Source organism: Paenibacillus amylolyticus (assembly GCF_001570725.1).
In the GTDB taxonomy this organism is placed as follows: Bacteria; Bacillota; Bacilli; order Paenibacillales; family Paenibacillaceae; genus Paenibacillus; species Paenibacillus amylolyticus_A.
This window is the reverse complement of sequence record NZ_BCNV01000011.1, coordinates 317,961-336,251: the sequence shown is the minus strand read 5'-3', so window position 1 is coordinate 336,251 and position 18,291 is coordinate 317,961. Positions and strand designations below refer to the sequence as shown.

The window sequence follows — 18,291 nt, the reverse complement described above, 5'->3', positions numbered from 1 at the left end:
TATACAACTATTTTTAAATGGTAATGTTGAAATTTGAAGGAGGGATGGGTGTGAAGGACGAGAGGAAATCAGCGTTAGACCCAAGAATTGTACGAACGCGTCAGCTAATTCGAGGTGCATTTGTTGAATTGATACAGGAGATGGATATCGAAAAGTTGTCAGTGAATAAAATCGCTGAACGAGCGACGATCAATCGGGTAACCTTCTACCTGCACTATCGGGATATTTCGGATATGATGGAGAAGATGGCTGATGAGATGATCGAGCATATTGAACGGATTGTGAATGAATATGCTCCTGAATATGAGAATAAGAGAATAGAAGAGAGTTGGCCTGTACTGGTGAAACTGCTTGAGCATTTTGCAGAAAACGCTGAGTTCTATGAGGTAGTACTTGCATCGAAGCACACACCGATATTCACAGAACGACTGCTCAAATTGCTCAGTAGACTGGTCCAAAGCAAAATTGATCGAGCAGAGACTGAGGCTGAAATAAAAGAATCCGCGAATCACAAAGAGATTGCAATATGGTACGGTTCTTCCGCCCTGATTGGAACCATTATTGCATGGCTGCGCCATGATATGCCTTATTCACCTCATTTTCTTGCTAAACGTCTTATTTTTCTTATGACCTGATATAATCAAACTACAATCCATAGACGTAACGAAAATATAGTTTAGAGCGTATCTATGTGAGATTATTGAACTGCAAGAAAACGTACGAAAGGCTGGCTACTGGTTGACGATTTACCCAACCAATTTCCAGTCTGTTTTCTATTCTTAATTAAGTTATTTCAAAGATTTACTATATAATAAAATAATTCTTTACTGATCGTTCTAGAAATGATATGCTAACAGCAAGTTAGATCTAACTGTTTTTTTTTGCACAATTAAGAACGATCGTTCTCAAAACTGAAATCACAACATTCTAAAGAATATGAAGGAGAGAATATGATGAAATACACCGTAATTACAGGAGCAAGTTCAGGAATTGGATATGAAACAGCATTGGCATTTGCAGCACGGGGCAGAAACTTGATTTTGGTAGCTAGAAGATTGGATAAGCTGGAAGAACTTAAATCAACTATTCAGAGTATCGATCCTAAAGTAACTGTTATTGTTCACACAAGTGACCTGTCTGTTACCGCAGAGGCATACGCACTGTATAACGATTTGAAGGAGTATGAAATCGAGACTTGGATCAATAATGCGGGTCTTGGAGAAGGCTCGTTCATTGCTGAACAGAATTTGGATAAAGTGGAGACCATGCTGCGTGTTAACATCGAATCCCTGACCATTCTCTCTACATTGTATGTGCGAGATTATGCGAATGTCGAAGGTACTCAGTTGATTAACGTCTCATCCGCACTTGGATATGCCATTGCTGTAGGCAGTGTTGCTTATTCTGCATCGAAATACTACGTTAGTGCCTTCACAGAAGGTCTTGCCAAAGAACTGGAACTGAAGGGTGCAAAACTAAAAGCAAAGGTGCTTGCACCAGCGATCACGGAAACAGAATTTGTACAAAAATCTATAGATGCTGAAGGATTTGATTACAAAGCGAATATGCCCAAATATCACACAGCTAAAGAAATGGCAGGCTTCATGATCAATCTGTATGATCACAATGAAGTGGTCGTAGGGATTGTAGACCAGAACTATGATTTCCAGCTGACAGGCGCAATCTACCCGGTGATTTCAGAATTGAATTAATACAGCAGAATCCAGAGGATACATCTACAAATCTCATATAAGAAGAGGAGCACATCCAATTGGAAAAGATATGGAGTAAAACGAAGATAGGCAACATGGAATTGCCCCATCGACTAGCGATGGCACCCATGACACGCAGTCGGGCACAAGAAGATGGAACACCTGGAGAGTTGGCTGCACTTTATTATGCTCAGCGTGCAACCATGGGGCTATTGATTACGGAAGGTGCACAGCCTTCTGATGATGGACAAGGTTACTTATGGTCACCAGGCATTTACACCGATAAGCATATTGAAGGATGGAAAAAGGTAACGGATGCTGTGCATGAAGCTGGTGGATATGTATACATCCAGTTAATGCATGCTGGACGAATGTCACATCCGGACAATACCCCGCATCATCGTCAACCGGTTGCTCCATCTGCAATCGCACCGGGTGTAGAAATGTTCACGGCCACAGGGATGCAGGATATCCCTGTTCCACGCGAATTGAGTCAGGAGGATATTCAAACCACCATCGCTGATTTCCGCAAAGCCGCCGCTGCAGCGATTAAAGCAGGTGCGGATGGCGTTGAAATTCATGGAGCCAATGGCTACTTGATTAATCAATTCCTCGGAGAGAATTCAAATACACGGACAGATGAGTATGGCGGTTCTATAGAAAATCGTGCTCGTTTCGCGATTGAAGTAACAAAAGCCATCGTGGAGGAAATAGGCGCAGAACGAACAGGCTTCCGCATTTCGCCAGGGACACCGCTGGGTGGAATTCAAGATGGCGAACAAGGCCCTGAACTCTATCGCTACCTTGTACAAGAATTGGCGCAATTGGACTTGGTTTACCTTCATGTGATGCACCTTGGAGATGAGAACCTGCTCCAAGACATTCGTTCAATCTGGCAAAATCCATTGTTGGTCAATCGGGCTGGAAGAACTTTGGAGGATCTCAGTGTAGATCTAGATCGAGGTCTCGCTGATCTGGTACCAGTTGGTGTATGGTCTTTAGCCAATCCAGATTTGGTGGAACGACTTCAACAAGGTGCGTCACTGAATGAAGCAGACCCGACAACATTTTTTGGAATGGGAAGTAAAGGCTACACCGACTATCCTACGTTGGAAGAATTAAAGTCACAAGAGGGGCAACACTAGCACAAAGCCAAGCCTGGATACATGGCGTACAACTGAACATTGCGCGCCATGATCCTAGTCTATAAGCAAAGGAAGAGGATAAATGATGAGAGCAGTCCAAATACGGAAATACTCCAAAAATATCCAAGTGGAAATCAATGATATTGAGACACCTCAGATTCAGAGTCATGAGGTCCTCATCAGAGTAAAAGCTGCGGGTGTAAATCCACTGGATATCTTGAACATGAATGGCAGTGTTCGGATGATTGCCGACTATAAGTTACCTTTAACCTTAGGGAATGAATTATCTGGTGTCATCGAAGCCGTTGGTGATGATGTTTTGAAATTTAAAGTGGGTGATAAGGTTTATACCAGGTTGCCACTGAATAAAATTGGTGCATTTGCTGAATATGCGGCTGTACACGAGGATGCTTTATCCATCATGCCTGAAAATCTGTCTTTTATCGAAGCTGCTGCAGTCCCCCTTACTGCCTTGACCGCGTATCAAGCACTGCATGATGTACTCCGAGCTGAACCGAATAAAAAGCTGTTTATACCTGGAGGAACCGGTGGATTCGGTGCGATGGCTATCCCGATTGCCAAGTCCATGGGGCTAACAGTGATTACAAGTGGCAGCGAAAGAGGCAGATCACGTACACTGTCGATCGGAGCAGATCAATTTATTAATTATAAAACGGAGCATTATGCTGATATCCTGTCCGATATCGATTATGTGATCGATACTTTGGGTGCGGATGAGATCAAAGCTGAATTGAGTATTTTGAAACCACAGGGCAAATTAGTTTCTTTGAAGGCGGGACCTAATTATCGTTTTGCAGCGGACAGCCATTTTCCGATGTGGAAAAAAGCATTGTTTGGTCTCGTAGGTGCACGCCTGGATTCTTTAGCGCGTAAAAATCAAAATGAATATCGTTTTATATTCGTGCACTCCAGTGGGCGTCAATTACAAGAAATCACAGCCCTTGTAGAAAAAGAAGGAATCAAACCCTCGATCGATTCAACCTATACGTTTGATGACATTGAAAAGGCATTGATTAAAGTGTCTACGGGTCACTCCCAGGGTAAAGTCATTCTTACCTTTTAAAGGGCCAACGAGAGCATGTTATTTCAATGTTCGTTTTCTGAACAGGAGGGAAGCTAATGGCAAGAAGCAAAGAGTTCGAAGAGTCTGTTGTACTGGATAAAGCGATGAGACTTTTTTGGGAACAAGGCTATGAGAAGACGTCTATGACGGATCTGGTCAATCATATGGGAATTCATCGTAAAAGCTTGTATGACACATTTGGCGACAAACATACCTTGTTTCTAAAGTCAGTAGATCTGTATGATCACAAAATCAGCTCCGCCCTTGCAGCAGGCGTAAAGCGTTCCAAAACGGCAACTGAAGCACTTCAGTTTATATTTTCTTCTTTAATTCATGGAGAGGAATCTCCAGCATCAGGCTGCTTCATTGTCAATTCGACGGTAGAATTGGCGGCACGGGATGACGACATGAACAACCGATCGAAGGAGATGTTTGCAAATACCGAGAAACTAATCAAGGACATCATGGTGTGGGGACAGCGAGAAAATGAATTCACTACGGAGTATAACGCCGAGGTATTGGCGGAATATCTGCATAATGTAGGCGTTGGGTTAAGGGTAATGGCCAAGACTTCGATGACCAAGGAAAAACTGCTTCGTATAGCGACACTATCCATGGATCTCATACTGAGGTAGTCTATTTTTTTCAACATTATAGAATGTTCATTCTAATATTAACGTTCCAGATGAAGCATATTTTTTAGCAAAGAGAGGCAGGCAACAACATGAGGAAGACAGTACTCATCACAGGCGTATCGGGTGGGATCGGCAAAGAGTTAGCAGATCGGTTTGCCAAAGGTGGACATCATATTGTGCTGGTAGCACGAAGCGAGGGTAAGATACAGGATCTAGCTCGGGAGTATCAGAAAAAGTATGATATTCAGACGACGGTTATTGCCAAAGATATAGCGGCACCTGGGGTACCACAGGAGATTTATCATGAGCTGCAGGAAAAGGGCATTGTTGTTGACTATCTTGTCAATAATGCAGGCTTCGGTCTGTTCGGGACGTTTATGGAAACGGATCTGGAACAAGAGGTCAATATGATTGACGTGAATATAACGGCCTTAACCTTCATGACAAAGCTATTCTTGCCGGGAATGATCCAACGTGGGTACGGCGGCGTGATGAATGTGGCTTCATTGGTAGGATTTTTCCCTGGACCGATGATGTCCGTATATTATGCAACAAAGGCATACGTACTATCATTCACCGAGGCTTTGGAGAATGAAGTAAGTGGAACTGGCGTTACGGTAACGGCACTGTGCCCAGGCCTGACATCCACCGGATTTGTTGACCGTTCGGGTATGGGTGTCTCGAAGATGTTGCAGGGCCCAATCATGGAAGCTGGACAGGTGGCGGAAGAAGGATATCAAGGCTTCTTGCGTGGCAAGACGTTAATTATGCCTGGAGCTCGAAATCGATTCATTGCATTTATGCCGCGCTTGTTACCACGTAAGATGATGACTCGCATGATTAGATCCTCCCAAGACAAGACAGGACATTAAATATAAAAAAAAGGAGCTGGTCGAAATGATTTTCTATGATTCCCCTCAAGCAACCGTTACATGGAATGAGGAAAACAAGGTAGTTGTTTTGCAATGGAAGAGCTTTGCGAAAGGTGAACAATATCGTATACCGCTAAATAAAGTGTTGGAGTTAGCGGTGCAAAAACGCACAAATAAGGCGTTATACGATAGCCGTCACTTGGCTGTTATATCGCCAGATGACCAAGAATGGGTTGCACAAGAGTGGTATCTGAGATCAATGGAGGCCGGAATTACGCATTCAGCACTGATTGTTCCCCATAAAGCGATAGCTAAATCAAGTGCAAACCGAATGCTCTCAGGAATGGACATATCCAATCCAACTCAAGAATTCCATGACATAGATGAGGCATTTCATTGGCTGGCAACCTTAAAATGAGAATGTGACAAAACATAATATGCATAAATCAATGGAGTGCTGTAGTAATAATGCAATCAGGTTTCCCCCAATTCTCTCGTTTCACCATGTCCTTCCTCTTCCTTCTTACGACAAATATACACAAATACAGGAGGGAAGCTGAAGGGCACAAATTGAATCTTCTCCATCTCAAATAACTCAGCTAATTGTTTCTTCATATGAAGTGAGTACTGGTATAAAACTAACGTGCCACCAGGTCGGAGCGCTGTATGGATCTGTGACAGGATGTTGTGTCTCATTTCTCTGGAAAAATTAAAAAAGGGCAGTCCGCAAATGATGCTATCCAACTGATGCACATGTTCTTGATTGATCCTTTTCAATAGATAGGATGCATTCGAATGAAACATGAATTCAGGATATGTTTTCTTCAGATTACTTCTCATTTTAGGGTCTCTTTCAAATAGAAACACGGTTGCAGATTTCGGTAATTGTGCTCTTATGAGCCGGGTGATGGCACCTGTTCCTGGTCCCAGCTCTGCAATGGTTCTGATCTCATCCCATCGTACAGACTGGACAATTTTCTGGGCCAAAGATTTGGAGCTGGGGAGGACACTGCCTACGCGTTTGGGATTCTTTAGAAATCCTTGCAGAAAGAGAAGGGGTTCGGATGTTTTCATGTGGTATCCTCCATTATCAATGCTATTGATGTTTCACTGGATGTTAGAAGGCAAGCTTAGTTGGAATATAAATACGTTGCGCGTATGTTTTAGTGTTAAAGTCCCCTGATGTAACTCCGCAATGTTCCTCGCAATAGAAAGACCCAGACCGGATCCTGATTGAATACCTTCGCTATTCCTCGAATAATCGACCTTATAAAAGCGATCAAACAGTCTGTTTTTTTGTTCTATCGTCAGAGGCATGCCTTTATTCTCTACATCAATGGTAACGTGAGTATGCTGCACACTCATTCGAACATGAATCGTGCCCGGTTTAAAGGAATACTTCAGTGCATTCATGAGAAGATTGTCGATGGCTCGTGCAATCTTATCGCTATCCAGGGAAACCATGATTGGAGCATCACCGAGTTTTTTTTCAATACGAATCCCATGCTCCTGAGCTAAAGGTTCGAATTCAAACAACAATTGTTCCAATAGCTGACAGAGGTCAACAGTTTTCAAATCCAATTGGGTGTTCACTGCGTTAAGACGCGTATATTCAAATAAATCATCGAGTAACTTCTTCAAATGGGTTGCTTTGTTGTAAGTATTTTGGATGAAACGGTCATACTCTGCTTTGTCTTGAAATGATTCTGATTTGAGAAGCTCAATATAGCCAATTATGCTGGTAAGCGGTGTACGCAGGTCATGTGAGATGCCAGTGATCATGTCCATCTTGGATTGCTCCAATTCACGTTCTTTAGCAATCTGTTGCTTTAACTGTTCTGTCATGTGATTGATATTGGAAGCGACTCTTCCAAGTTCATCTTGTCGATTAACGGGCACCCGGTAATTCAGATTTCCTTCGGATATGATTTGAAGCCCTTGCTCCAAGCGAATAATGTCTTTAACCATCCGACGAGTTAATAACAGAAAAGTTAAGATAAAAGTGAGTATAAAAATGGGAGTAATGACATACGGAAGCGAATTGCGAAACCAAGCCTGCTCCCAAGCTTTAAAAACCTCTATAGAAAGAAAAATGAGCAAGTTATTAAATCCTGCTGCAACAATAGTACTCAGAACAATTCGGATTAATATATTGATTTGAATTTTTTTCTTTCGTTTCCGAGGTAAGGGACGAGATCTTTTAGTCAATTTTATAACCCACTCCCCATACCGTTTTAATATACTGAGGTTCTCTTGGATTCAATTCCAGCTTTTCTCGCAGATTGCGAATATGGACCATCACCGTATTATCGGAATATCCATAAGGTTCTTTCCACACGGTCTCATAAATCTTCTCGGAGCTAAATACTTGTCCGGGATAGCTTGCAAGTAACACCAAAATGGAAAACTCCAGGGGCGTTAGTGGAATGTCTTTTTCTTTTAGCTTCACGGAATGTTTACTTGTATCAATGACAAGGTCCTTGATCAAAATAAGTGAATTGGATTCTGGGTTCCCGATCAGTGTTTGACGTCGCAGCTGAGCCTTAACGCGAGCCAGTAACTCTAATGGATTAAACGGTTTGACCATGTAATCGTCAGCCCCAGTAGTCAGGCCTGTAATTTTATCGATGTCCTCTTCCTTGGCGGATAGCATAATAATGGGAATGGTGGATACTTCTCTTATTTTGAAACAGGCTTTGATTCCATCCATAATGGGCATCATAACATCCAGAATAACGAGCTGGACCGATGTTGTTTTGATCATATTTAGCGCTTCTTCCCCATTGGCTGCTTCAATGACATGATATCCTTCGTTACGTAAATAGACATGAATGACATCACGGATATCGGGTTCATCATCAACAACGAGAATGGTACTCATGATTCAACACTCCTTTTATGACTTGATTAAATAAAATTTTAAATTTTTATTAAGAGAATAACATCAGTGTAAACGATAGCCCGGAATGTTTAAATTGTTTCCTTTTTGCGACAGACATAAACGAACGCAGGAGGGATATTCAAAGGCACTAATTCTATTTTTTCGATGATAAAGTGTTCGGATAATGTTTTTTTCATTTGAAGAGAATATTGAAAGGCGATGAATAACCCTCCAGGCTTGAGTGCCTTATGGATTTGGTCTACCAACGTATTTCTTAATTCAGCCTCAAAGTTGAAGAACGGCAATCCGCTAAAAATGTAATCCAGTTGCTGGACACCCTCTTGATTCATGGATTCCACTAATCGAGCGGCATCTGGATAACAGGAGAATTCCGGGTATGTTCTCTGCAGATTATTCCTCATCGTTTCGTTCATCTCAAACAATAACACTTTAGTTGAATCCTGTACCTGTTGATGAATATAACGAGTGATGGCACCTGTACCCGATCCGAGTTCGGCAACTGCTTTGGCCTCCAGCCAAGACGCTTGATTCACCATTTTGTTGGCGAGAAACCGGGAACTGGGTATGATGCTGCCGACATGTTTAGGGCTTTGAAGAAAGCTTTTCAGAAATAAGATAGGTTCATTGGAATTCATTGAGATGCCTCCATGTAAGTCATGATATGTGATTCAATCCGGTCAAAATTGGAATAATTGAAGCGTAGATAGAATGGGACCACCGAAGTAAGTTCCTGCTGTAAAATAGGTGATGGTCCAGAGCAAAGCACTGGAATATGAAATAAGAGCAAATTTTCTATAATGAACGCCGCTCAGCCCAATCACCACAGGGAGGACGTATCGCACAAGCGGGATAAACATACCGATGCACATTGCCCAATTGCCGTACTGGTTCAGAATTCGTTCAGCCTTGACGAAGTGTTTATGATGTTGAAATCTGTGTTTTATCTTGGGTCCGAACATCTTTCCTGCAAAATAAGCAAAGGTAATGGCCGTTAAAAGTCCTGCCAGAATGCAAAAGTATGTGATCCATGAATTGATAACTCCTGTGTGGCTCAGAATGGCACCGCTGATAATCGTGATCTCATTTGGAATTGGAATCCCGAAAGGCCCTAATGAGAAGGCAAAATAAAAAATCAGATATCCATACTGATGAAGTAGCTCTAAGATCGTATTACTGATCATTGTTTTGCCTCCTCTCTTGTCGATATAGAAATCATAATGAAAAAAACTAAGGAATTAATGAGCATATTTCTGAAGAAAATCTAAAGAATACATAAGCAAAGCCACACAACTATGTTCAAGAGAAAAAAGCCTTGCCAACTTACTGGCAAGACTTGAACAGGTGGAACTATCAGGAACGGTGATCAAGTGGCACAGTCACAACAATAATGTTGTTCGCGTGATTCAAAGTTAACGTGCCACCCTGAAGCTTAATCATATTTCTGGCGATATGAAGACCCATTGCAGTTCTGGCATAGACATCTGATGCAGTGCGGGATGAGCTATGTTGTTGTGTGCGATCCATAGGTATGCCGTATGCATCAGGATGAGAGGAGAAATTACCTTCTATCCCAATAACGAGCTGTCTGTGATCAGCTTTGAAGATCAGGCGAATGGTACCTGGCTTAGTGGAGTGTTTGAGCACATGGGATAGTAGATTATGGAGTGCCATTTCTATTTTTACAACATCGATATGAGCCATAATTGGAGAAGAAGGCAGCTCTTTTTCCACCATAAAGTCATGATCTTTCGCTGTCGATTCAAAGTCAGAAATGGTTCGCTGCATAAGCTGAACGACGTCCGCTTTTTCTAAATTCAACTGGGTATCATGGGCAGAGAGTCGGGCGTGCTGGATTAGATCATTCATTAGCTTTCGAAATTGAAAGGCATCTGTATATGTTTCTTGTATAATCCGGTTATATTCTTCCTGGTTCCTAAATGAATTGGTTTTTAACAACTCCACGTTTCGGATTATCCCTTCCAGGGGTGCGTAAAGCTCATTTGATATGCCTTCAATCCATTCTCTCTTGGCGGTCTCGCTCTCATATTCCTCGATCATCTGTTCTTGTAATTGCTCCACCATGGATTGAAGTTGAGACGAAAATTTTCTTAATTCAACAAGTTGAAGCCGAGGCACTCGATAGCTCAAGTCTCCTTCAGATATGATGCTTATCGCGTGATCCAAAGTGGCAATTTCCCTAACGATGCGATGAGTCAGAATGAAAAAAGATATCACAAAAAACGTAGTAAATAGGATAAGAACAAGATATGCCAGGTGCAATTGCAATAGATGGAGCTTGGCTACATGATGAACTGCGGCAAGCGGGAGCATGCATATGAAGGTCATGAGCAAGGCCATCAGAAAACTCAAACCAGAACTGATCAGGATATGGAACCGAATGCTATGTTTGCGATAAAACCAGGGGGAATCTGTCAATGTTCATCTCACTCCAATCGAGTCGATTTAACACGCGATGAGAGAACGTGGAGGGTTGTTCCAGTCAAACGGAAACAAAGCTCTCCAACCAGGATGCCACCTGCAATATCTACGACGACATGTTGTTTCACCAGTACGGTAGACATCATAATAAGAACGGAGAGGGTGGAAGTCATCGCCCATATCGCTCGTCCAAACACATGCGTTCCTCTAAAGATCAGATAACTGGTCAGGACATGAATGCTCGGAAAACAGTTGTAGGGTTGATCGTTACGGTAGATGTAATCAACCATGGTAAAGAGAAAGCCTTTCTCCCCTTGGATGTTCGGGCGTTCAATCGCTGTCTGGAACAGAGCGAAGAAGATGTATGAGATCACCAGACCGCTGCAAAGTGCAATGAGCGTTTGAAAATAGGTTCGCTTGTCCTTAAAAGCAAGTGCTATTAATGCACCTGTAATGAACGGGTACCATAATACATAAGGAATGATGAAGGCCGGGACAAAAGGGATCATGGAATCCAGGGGTGTTGCAAGACTATAAACATGATCCCCAGGGCGATTTAGTACACCATAGAAGATATTTAAGATTGGAACGGCTGCAAGCCAAAGCAAGGAAAGCCAGGCTGATTTGGTAGATGACGGATTGGAAAGCTTCAAATGCTCAACTCCTATACGGATTTATCAATGTATCCATAGTAGAGATAAACTCTGAAGAACTTGAGAGGGATTTTCTAAAGAATTTCTGAATATCAGGTAAAGTTTGTCTCGAAAATGAGTGGTATGAACAGATAGTACAAAAGAAGAGCCGAGACGTCATAATGACGACTCAGCTCTTTTTTTATGTCCGATGGAAACGAACTTTTTGAAATCAGATTATTGTAGGAAGTAGAACCAGTTCAATTTTATACCAGTAACAAAAAACAAAACAATCCATCCCCACAGAAATAACAAACGTAGAGGTCGTGGAATCAGTAGATATTCTGAGTACAATTTGCTGAAAAATATCATCACAGTAATAACCACCCCTGCTAAGTTACTCCCTTATATCCGCTTTCGAAAGACAAAGAAGTAAGACGATAAGATAACCAAGACCCCAATAAGTCTATATACCGTGGCGTAGGCCTCAAGGTTGCTTCTGGTGATTACAAATCCGATAATCGAAATAGTTAATATCAAAAGACCAAAGGGGATTTTATAACTCAGATAAAAAACCTCCAGTTATATCAAAATTAGGTATATTATATCATAATAAACACCAGAGGTCTTTTTTTATATCAGATTCACCCTACCATTACTCATTAGGACAGCGGGATACTAACCGAATAAGATCAAGCGTAAGCATGGGAAGGGCCATGCCTGAAGGATAAGCCAAGTATCTTGCATGCCATTCCGGAGAGAATTTTTCCTTATAACGGCGTAGTCCTTCAAATCCATACCAGTACCCACCATATCGAAAGACCAGACGGGCTAGTTTTTCTTCACGATGAGAGTTCTGATTCTCACCGACGCTGGAGAGCGGAGACATTCCGAGATTAAAGTAAGAATACCCCTGTTCTTTGGCCCATTCAATCAATCGTACAAATAGCACATCCATCGTACCGTTCGGTGTATCATTCAGATGACGCATCAGATCAATGGAGATGACTTGATGTTGACTATAGGATGGGGCCAGCGTTGCAAAAGCCAAAATATTGCCTTGTGCATTACGAAGCAGTGTTAAGGGGGAGCGCTGAATATAGGTTTCGTTGAACCACCCTAATGAGTACGTTTTTTCTTTACGGTCACCGAGCCACTCGTCCGAAATCTGACGCAATTCAGAGAGTAATTCTGAAGAATATGGCGGGGATAATACTTCAAAGTTCTGCCCTTCGCGAGCTGACTTATTTAAGGCTGTTCGTAAGTTTTGATTACTTTTCCCACTTAGGGTAAAGGTGTCTAAAGGTACCAAAGCTTCTTCACCTAGTTTGAAAAATTTGTAGCCATTCTCATGATAGATGGATAGGTATTCAGGTGTAGCCTGATAAAAAACCACGGTCAATGCATAATGATGCGCATAGCTCTGAAATTGTTGAATTGCAGCACCAACAAGGTTTTTATTGCCGATTGGATCACCAAGTACGATGAGTTTCTGACGTACTTGAGCGTACGGAATCAGAACCTGATCATTTTGGGCCCAGTAAAAATGTTTGTCACCCAGATAGAGGAGATGAGTTAACAGATTACCGTCTTCTGTAGCAATGAATTGAGTGAATTTATCGATATCTTCTTCATTAGGGCGCATTTCTGTATAGCGAGACGGACGTAATGTGAAGACAAAAGCCATCACAATCAAAGCGCCCATTAATCCACTAAGCGCTGTTAACATATAGTCGTGAGGATGTGACACCCATTGTTGCGCACGCATGGGTAGATGTTGCAGAATAGCCGGATGCAGCTGTGACCCAATAATGTAATACGACAACGATGAGATTAGGGCAAGAAACGTCCAGATCCAGATGCTACGTGCAGATATACGAACACTCTCACGATTAAATCGTGTAGGAGATATCCACAGAATGAACGCCACGGTTAATAATATAAGTGCTTCTTCGTAATCAAATCCTTTGGCAAATGTGAAAATGGCTCCTGCTAACAACAATGCTCCAGTCCACAAGTATGCTCGGCGAATACGCATGGATATCCCCCAGGATATGACGATAAGCATGATACCGATAGTTACTGACAATTGTTCAGATAAGCGCATCATGGATAAAGATAACAGATGTTCCATGAAGCGCAACCGATCTATAAAACCTGGAGAAACCGCGGAGATGAGTAGAAGGACCCCGCTAGCGAATACGAGCTTGCCAAGTATCCACGCACCCAGATCACTAAGCAAACTGAAACGTGAAGGCCAATTCCAGCATCTGACCCATATGTTACGTGTAGCATTGAAACAGTTCTTCGTAATATCCTGCCATTGCTTTCGACTTGGACGCATCTCAAGCCCGGCCAATATCAGACCGATGAGCCAAGGAATGACAAAGTAAAACATGCGGAATAACAACAAAATCATCAGTGCTCGAGAAGGCTCAACACCTAATGTCTGCAATCCGAGTAAGGCGATCAGATCAAAAGCACCAATGCCGCCTGGAGCCATACTAATGATTCCCGCAATGGCTGCCACAACGTATACCCCCATTACCGGTGCAAACGGTAAGGGATGCAGATCAGAAAAAGCAAACAACCAAAATAATGTTCCTGCACAAGCCCATTCCAGAACAGATGAACCCAGAGAAGCGAGAATGACGCCCCATGGTAATCTGCCATTTCCCTTGTTAAACCATTTGGCGAATAGGGATGAACGTTGCATGAGTAAGAAAAATGGCAAGTATAAGGCAACTCCCCATACACCGAGTCGAAGCCAAGGATGTTGTTCAAATAGGGGTTCTACAGGCAAAATACCGATTAGTGCAAGACCGCCAAGCAAGGATAGGCCAACCAATAAAATAGGCGATAAAAAAAGTATGGCAGCGCCCATTGTTTTCATGGGAATCCCGCTTTTCTTATAAAGAAACGCACGTAATCCTACACCGGTAAGACCTGCGAACCCAACCATATTATTAAAAGTGTTAGCGATCCAGGCGTAACGATATGTGGTTATCCAATGAATATCGAGCTTAAACTGTTTGCGAATAAGAAAATCATACGTACTCATTACAGATACGGCTAGAAAAGAAGCAATGATTAATTGAATGATGACATGAACCGGCTTCATATGTATTTCATGAATAATGCTAGCTATATTAATACGCTGAATCTCATGTCTTCCATATACATAGACGATGACGAGAATCGTTACAGGGATTAGAGCTCTAATGATTCTGGATTGATAACAAGCTTTTAGAAACTGAAATAACTTAAGGTTTTGAAGCAAATCTTTCATTGTGTCTTGGACTCCACCTTTATGAAAAATAGAATTTTAACGTTATTGGGCAGGGGCATGGGTATTTTGCGAGCTTCCTGCCGTACAGGAATCATATTGAAAAAAACTAAGGATTTCATGGGTATATTTCTAAAGAAAATCTGAAGAATTGATGGGGGATTAAATTCAATAAGTGTGAACTGATAGTGAAGACAAGGATGGGAGTATTCATGCGGATTATTACTTCCACCCCTGCACCTTCAGCCGATATTGATGTGGTGTAGATCCTGTGGCAGTACGGAATACTTTGCAAAAGTAGGAGGGGCTGGTCATACCAACACGGTGACCGATTTCGGGAACGGTGAGCGAGGAACGGGTGAGCAGCGCACAGGCATGACGAATGCGGGTGGCTTGAGCATACGCAACGATTGTGGTTCGGGTCGCTTTTTTGAAAACATGAGACAGATGATAGGGAGATAAATGAAGTGTATCTGCGATATCCTCCAAACGAAAAGGCTCATGGTAATGCTGTTCAATCCATTGCATGATGGCTTCGGCATGAGGGTGAAGAACGCTTGCACTGGACGAGAGTACATCCTGGGAGCGGCGCTGCTGGCCGTCTTGCCACAGATAGCGAAGCTGTGCGAGCAGATCCAATAAAAAGAGGCGAGTATCCTCATCTACTTCGTGGGGAAGCAGACCTGGATACGTATCTGCATATTGTTCCATTCGTTGAACGAGAGGGGAAGTGTCAGCAAGTCGGATCGGCTGAATGGGGGATTGCTCTCCCAGCAGATCCTGTATGAAGTGGTGAGTCGCCACAAAATGCGACCAAAGTGCCTTCAATATATCAAGCTCAACCATGAGTACATTTCGAATGAAAGGCTGCTGTCTGGATACTTGAATCTGGACGTGGTGCAATTGAAAAGGTCGAAAAATCATGAGCATACCAGGTTCAAGAGAGAAAACCTGCCCTTCGGTGATCAACTGCCCATATCCCTCGTGGATATAGGTTATCTCCATCTGCGAATGAGCATGAAACACTTCGCGAAACGTAGTGTTGGATGTACGACGACAGGCCAGATTAAATTGTTCTCCCAGGATGATGGACATCAGGATTGCCTCCCTTAACATGCGCAAGATAGTTTTATTTTAGCACAAGATGAACGCATAAAAGCGCTTTATTATTGTGTATTGTGAAGGGACTAAGGGAGGCATGCAACGATGTTAAAAGTGGCAATTATCGGAGCAGGTGCAATTAGTGGAGCACATATCTCAGCATATTTGGCATTTCCTGAGCGATGTCAGATTGTTGCTGTGGTCGACATGTACGTGGATAAAGCACAGAAGCGAATTAACGAATATGGACTGGAAGGTGCGCAAGCGATCAGGGATTACACAGAGTTACTTGCCCAGAATATAGATCTGGTTTCAGTCTGTACGCCGCCGTATACACATGCTCCAATTGCGTGTGATTTCATGCAGGCAGGTGCGCATGTGCTGGTCGAAAAGCCGATGGCATCTTCTCTGGAGGAAGCAGATCTGATGCTGAGAGCAGCGCAAGCAAGTGGCAAGCTACTATCCGTTGTAGCTCAGAATCGGTTTACGACACCGATGATGAAGCTGAAAGGTGTGCTGGACAGTAAACAGATGGGCCCCATTTTACATGTGCAGGTTGATTCTTTCTGGTGGCGGGGCCACAATTATTATGATCTGTGGTGGCGCGGAACATGGGAAAAAGAAGGCGGAGGCTGCACCCTCAATCATGCAGTGCATCATATTGATGCACTGCTTTGGATGATGGGACCTCCAGTGGAATTGCAGGCGATGATGGCTAATACGGCACATGATAATGCCGAAGTTGAGGATATATCCATGGCGATGCTACGCTTCCAGGAAGGGGCGCTTGGCATGATTACCAGTTCGGTTGTGCATCACGGAGAGGAGCAACAGTTAATTTTTCAGGGCAAAGAAGCCCGGGTATCTGCACCTTGGAAAGTGGTTGCTTCTACTGCACGGAGTAACGGATTTCCAGAATCCAATCAAGAGCTGGAACAGCAGATTCAGACGCTGGCTGACGAATTACCGGATGTTGTTCATGTCGGTCACGCTGGGCAAGTTGAGAACGTGTTAAACGCTATTGAGACAGGATCACCCCTTCTGGTGGATGGAGAAAGTGGTCGAAATACGCTTGAACTGATTGTGGGTATCTATAAGTCGGCAAGCACGGGAGAAAAGGTTATTTTTCCAATAGGGGCGGAAGACGCGTTTTACACAAGAGAAGGAATTATGCAACATGCCGTACACTTTTATGAAAAGAAGACGACGGTAGAGAACTTCGAGGATGCGAGTATTACGCTCGGTAGCAAGTTGGATTTGTAGTTTTTTACGTGAAAAAGATGCCCTCTCACAATACAGTGAGATCGGCATCTTTTTTTGTTTTAGGTCGGTTACACCTATATCACCACCAAAATCAGTACACCCGGTGCTTCCAACTATTTAACTTCGCAACCGCTTCCAGATAATAATAATCCCCATAGATCAGAGAGACATCGATGAAGGAATTACCGCTGCCTGTAGCGTGCAACAAAATCGATTCACGCTCGGGTTGATCCCAGACAGCATAGTTCTCGGTTAAAGAACGAAGGATACGTTCAGCTGCATTTGTGTAAAGGCGTTTCTCGCCTTCGGGAACGACGGCGGCCAGCTCTAGAAGACCGGATGCACCAATGGCTGCGGCGGAACTGTCGCGGGACTGGCCTTCCAGCGTCGGAAGTCTGAAATCCCAGTAGGGGACATGATCCTCTGGCAGCGCAGCAATAAAGTAATGTGCGATCCGTTTCGCTGTGTTCAGGAATCGTTCATCCTGGGTATACCGATACGTGTTGGCGAATCCATAGAGACCCCATGATGTACCTCGACTCCATGATGAATCCGGGGCATATCCTTGACCACCAAAACATTCAATATATCGTCCATCTTCTGGATCAAAGGAGATGATATGTTTGGTCGATCCATCTTGTCGGACACCATATTGCATGGTCGTTTCGGCATGATTGAAGGCAATATGTCTGTACCGAGGGTCACCCGTCACTTCAGTGGCCCAGAACAACAGAGAGATATTTAGCATGCAATCAATGATGGCCCAACCGTATTTATCCTCATTCCAGGCTCGAATGAATTTCCCTGCCGGATTGTAACGACCTGCGAGGAAATTGGCTGCCTCCAGACCACGTCTGAGCGCATCTTCGTCGCCTGTGATTTTGTGTTTGATAACAGCGGTGGAGAGGAACTGGAAGCCCACATCATGATGAAGCTCCACGGTAGGTTTAACAAACCATTGCTCCAGCATCTCATCCCACGACCATGACGCATCCCGATAGGATTGTTCTCCCGTCATATCATACATAATCCATAACATGCCAGGCCAGAAACCCGAAGCCCACCAGTCGGTATTGATGTTATCGTACTTGCCGTCCTTTCCTGCAAAATGAGGGCATTTATCTCCAATATGTTCTTTCATTTCACCTACTTTTCGTTCCAATCTCTGCATTACTTCTTGCCAATATGTGGTTGTAACAGCCGATCCTGGTTTAGTCATA

18 protein-coding genes are annotated in these 18,291 nt (G+C 43.2%); 8 read left to right on the top strand and 10 right to left on the bottom strand.

What is annotated here, in order from left to right; translation table 11 throughout:
* The first annotated feature begins 50 nt into the window (after nucleotides 1-50).
* The 7 genes from PAHA3_RS28695 to PAHA3_RS28665 all read left to right on the top strand — a co-directional run bounded on the left by PAHA3_RS28695 (nucleotide 51) and on the right by PAHA3_RS28665 (nucleotide 5,866).
* Nucleotides 51-635, top strand: coding sequence for a TetR/AcrR family transcriptional regulator (locus PAHA3_RS28695; RefSeq protein ID WP_062838027.1), 585 nt, complete (start codon nucleotides 51-53; stop codon nucleotides 633-635).
* Between the two features lie 318 nt (nucleotides 636-953).
* The gene (locus PAHA3_RS28690) at nucleotides 954-1,712 is read left to right on the top strand and encodes an SDR family NAD(P)-dependent oxidoreductase (protein WP_062838026.1); all 759 of its coding nucleotides are present in this window, start codon (nucleotides 954-956) and stop codon (nucleotides 1,710-1,712) included.
* Nucleotides 1,713-1,771: 59 nt separating this feature from the next.
* On the top strand, nucleotides 1,772-2,857 hold the full coding sequence (locus tag PAHA3_RS28685; protein ID WP_062838025.1) for an alkene reductase: 1,086 nt from the start codon (nucleotides 1,772-1,774) through the stop codon (nucleotides 2,855-2,857).
* An 85-nt stretch (nucleotides 2,858-2,942) separates the two neighbouring features.
* Nucleotides 2,943-3,941 carry an NADP-dependent oxidoreductase gene (locus PAHA3_RS28680; protein WP_062838024.1) on the top strand — a complete coding sequence of 333 codons (999 nt, stop codon included), beginning with the start codon at nucleotides 2,943-2,945 and terminating at the stop codon, nucleotides 3,939-3,941.
* Nucleotides 3,942-3,997: 56 nt separating this feature from the next.
* On the top strand, nucleotides 3,998-4,576 hold the full coding sequence (locus PAHA3_RS28675; protein WP_062838023.1) for a TetR/AcrR family transcriptional regulator: 579 nt from the start codon (nucleotides 3,998-4,000) through the stop codon (nucleotides 4,574-4,576).
* An 89-nt stretch (nucleotides 4,577-4,665) separates the two neighbouring features.
* Nucleotides 4,666-5,448 (top strand): SDR family NAD(P)-dependent oxidoreductase, encoded by a 783-nt coding sequence (locus PAHA3_RS28670; protein ID WP_062838022.1) that lies wholly within the window; start codon nucleotides 4,666-4,668, stop codon nucleotides 5,446-5,448.
* Between the two features lie 25 nt (nucleotides 5,449-5,473).
* Nucleotides 5,474-5,866 carry a hypothetical protein gene (locus PAHA3_RS28665; protein ID WP_062838021.1) on the top strand — a complete coding sequence of 131 codons (393 nt, stop codon included), beginning with the start codon at nucleotides 5,474-5,476 and terminating at the stop codon, nucleotides 5,864-5,866.
* 56 nt (nucleotides 5,867-5,922) lie between these two features.
* Here the strand turns inward: PAHA3_RS28665 and PAHA3_RS28660 are convergent, their stop codons facing one another.
* The 9 genes from PAHA3_RS28660 to PAHA3_RS28620 all read right to left on the bottom strand — a co-directional run bounded on the left by PAHA3_RS28660 (nucleotide 5,923) and on the right by PAHA3_RS28620 (nucleotide 15,802).
* Complete coding sequence (locus tag PAHA3_RS28660) at nucleotides 5,923-6,522, bottom strand: class I SAM-dependent methyltransferase (RefSeq protein WP_062838020.1); 600 nt, start codon at nucleotides 6,520-6,522, stop codon at nucleotides 5,923-5,925.
* A 33-nt stretch (nucleotides 6,523-6,555) separates the two neighbouring features.
* Entirely contained in the window at nucleotides 6,556-7,656 is a 1,101-nt protein-coding gene (locus tag PAHA3_RS28655; RefSeq protein WP_062838019.1) for a sensor histidine kinase, read from the bottom strand.
* Nucleotides 7,649-8,329 carry a response regulator transcription factor gene (locus PAHA3_RS28650; protein ID WP_062838018.1) on the bottom strand — a complete coding sequence of 227 codons (681 nt, stop codon included), beginning with the start codon at nucleotides 8,327-8,329 and terminating at the stop codon, nucleotides 7,649-7,651. The genes PAHA3_RS28655 and PAHA3_RS28650 overlap by 8 nt, the downstream gene beginning before the upstream one ends.
* Before the next feature lie 89 nt (nucleotides 8,330-8,418).
* Nucleotides 8,419-8,985 carry a class I SAM-dependent methyltransferase gene (locus PAHA3_RS28645; RefSeq protein WP_062838017.1) on the bottom strand — a complete coding sequence of 189 codons (567 nt, stop codon included), beginning with the start codon at nucleotides 8,983-8,985 and terminating at the stop codon, nucleotides 8,419-8,421.
* 42 nt (nucleotides 8,986-9,027) lie between these two features.
* Entirely contained in the window at nucleotides 9,028-9,531 is a 504-nt protein-coding gene (locus PAHA3_RS28640; protein ID WP_062838016.1) for a DedA family protein, read from the bottom strand.
* A 169-nt stretch (nucleotides 9,532-9,700) separates the two neighbouring features.
* Complete coding sequence (locus PAHA3_RS28635) at nucleotides 9,701-10,786, bottom strand: sensor histidine kinase (protein ID WP_062838015.1); 1,086 nt, start codon at nucleotides 10,784-10,786, stop codon at nucleotides 9,701-9,703.
* A gap of 8 nt (nucleotides 10,787-10,794) precedes the next feature.
* On the bottom strand, nucleotides 10,795-11,442 hold the full coding sequence (locus PAHA3_RS28630) for a phosphatase PAP2 family protein (protein WP_062838014.1): 648 nt from the start codon (nucleotides 11,440-11,442) through the stop codon (nucleotides 10,795-10,797).
* A gap of 634 nt (nucleotides 11,443-12,076) precedes the next feature.
* On the bottom strand, nucleotides 12,077-14,710 hold the full coding sequence (gene mprF, locus PAHA3_RS28625; protein WP_062838013.1) for a bifunctional lysylphosphatidylglycerol flippase/synthetase MprF: 2,634 nt from the start codon (nucleotides 14,708-14,710) through the stop codon (nucleotides 12,077-12,079).
* Between the two features lie 219 nt (nucleotides 14,711-14,929).
* Complete coding sequence (locus tag PAHA3_RS28620) at nucleotides 14,930-15,802, bottom strand: AraC family transcriptional regulator (RefSeq protein ID WP_062838012.1); 873 nt, start codon at nucleotides 15,800-15,802, stop codon at nucleotides 14,930-14,932.
* Between the two features lie 111 nt (nucleotides 15,803-15,913).
* Between PAHA3_RS28620 and PAHA3_RS28615 the strand changes: the two genes are divergently transcribed.
* Complete coding sequence (locus PAHA3_RS28615) at nucleotides 15,914-17,071, top strand: Gfo/Idh/MocA family protein (RefSeq protein ID WP_062838011.1); 1,158 nt, start codon at nucleotides 15,914-15,916, stop codon at nucleotides 17,069-17,071.
* 91 nt (nucleotides 17,072-17,162) lie between these two features.
* On the opposite strand, the gene PAHA3_RS28610 is transcribed toward PAHA3_RS28615, so the two are convergent.
* Complete coding sequence (locus PAHA3_RS28610; protein ID WP_062838010.1) at nucleotides 17,163-18,290, bottom strand: glycoside hydrolase family 88 protein; 1,128 nt, start codon at nucleotides 18,288-18,290, stop codon at nucleotides 17,163-17,165.
* Between the last annotated feature and the right edge of the window lies 1 nt (nucleotide 18,291).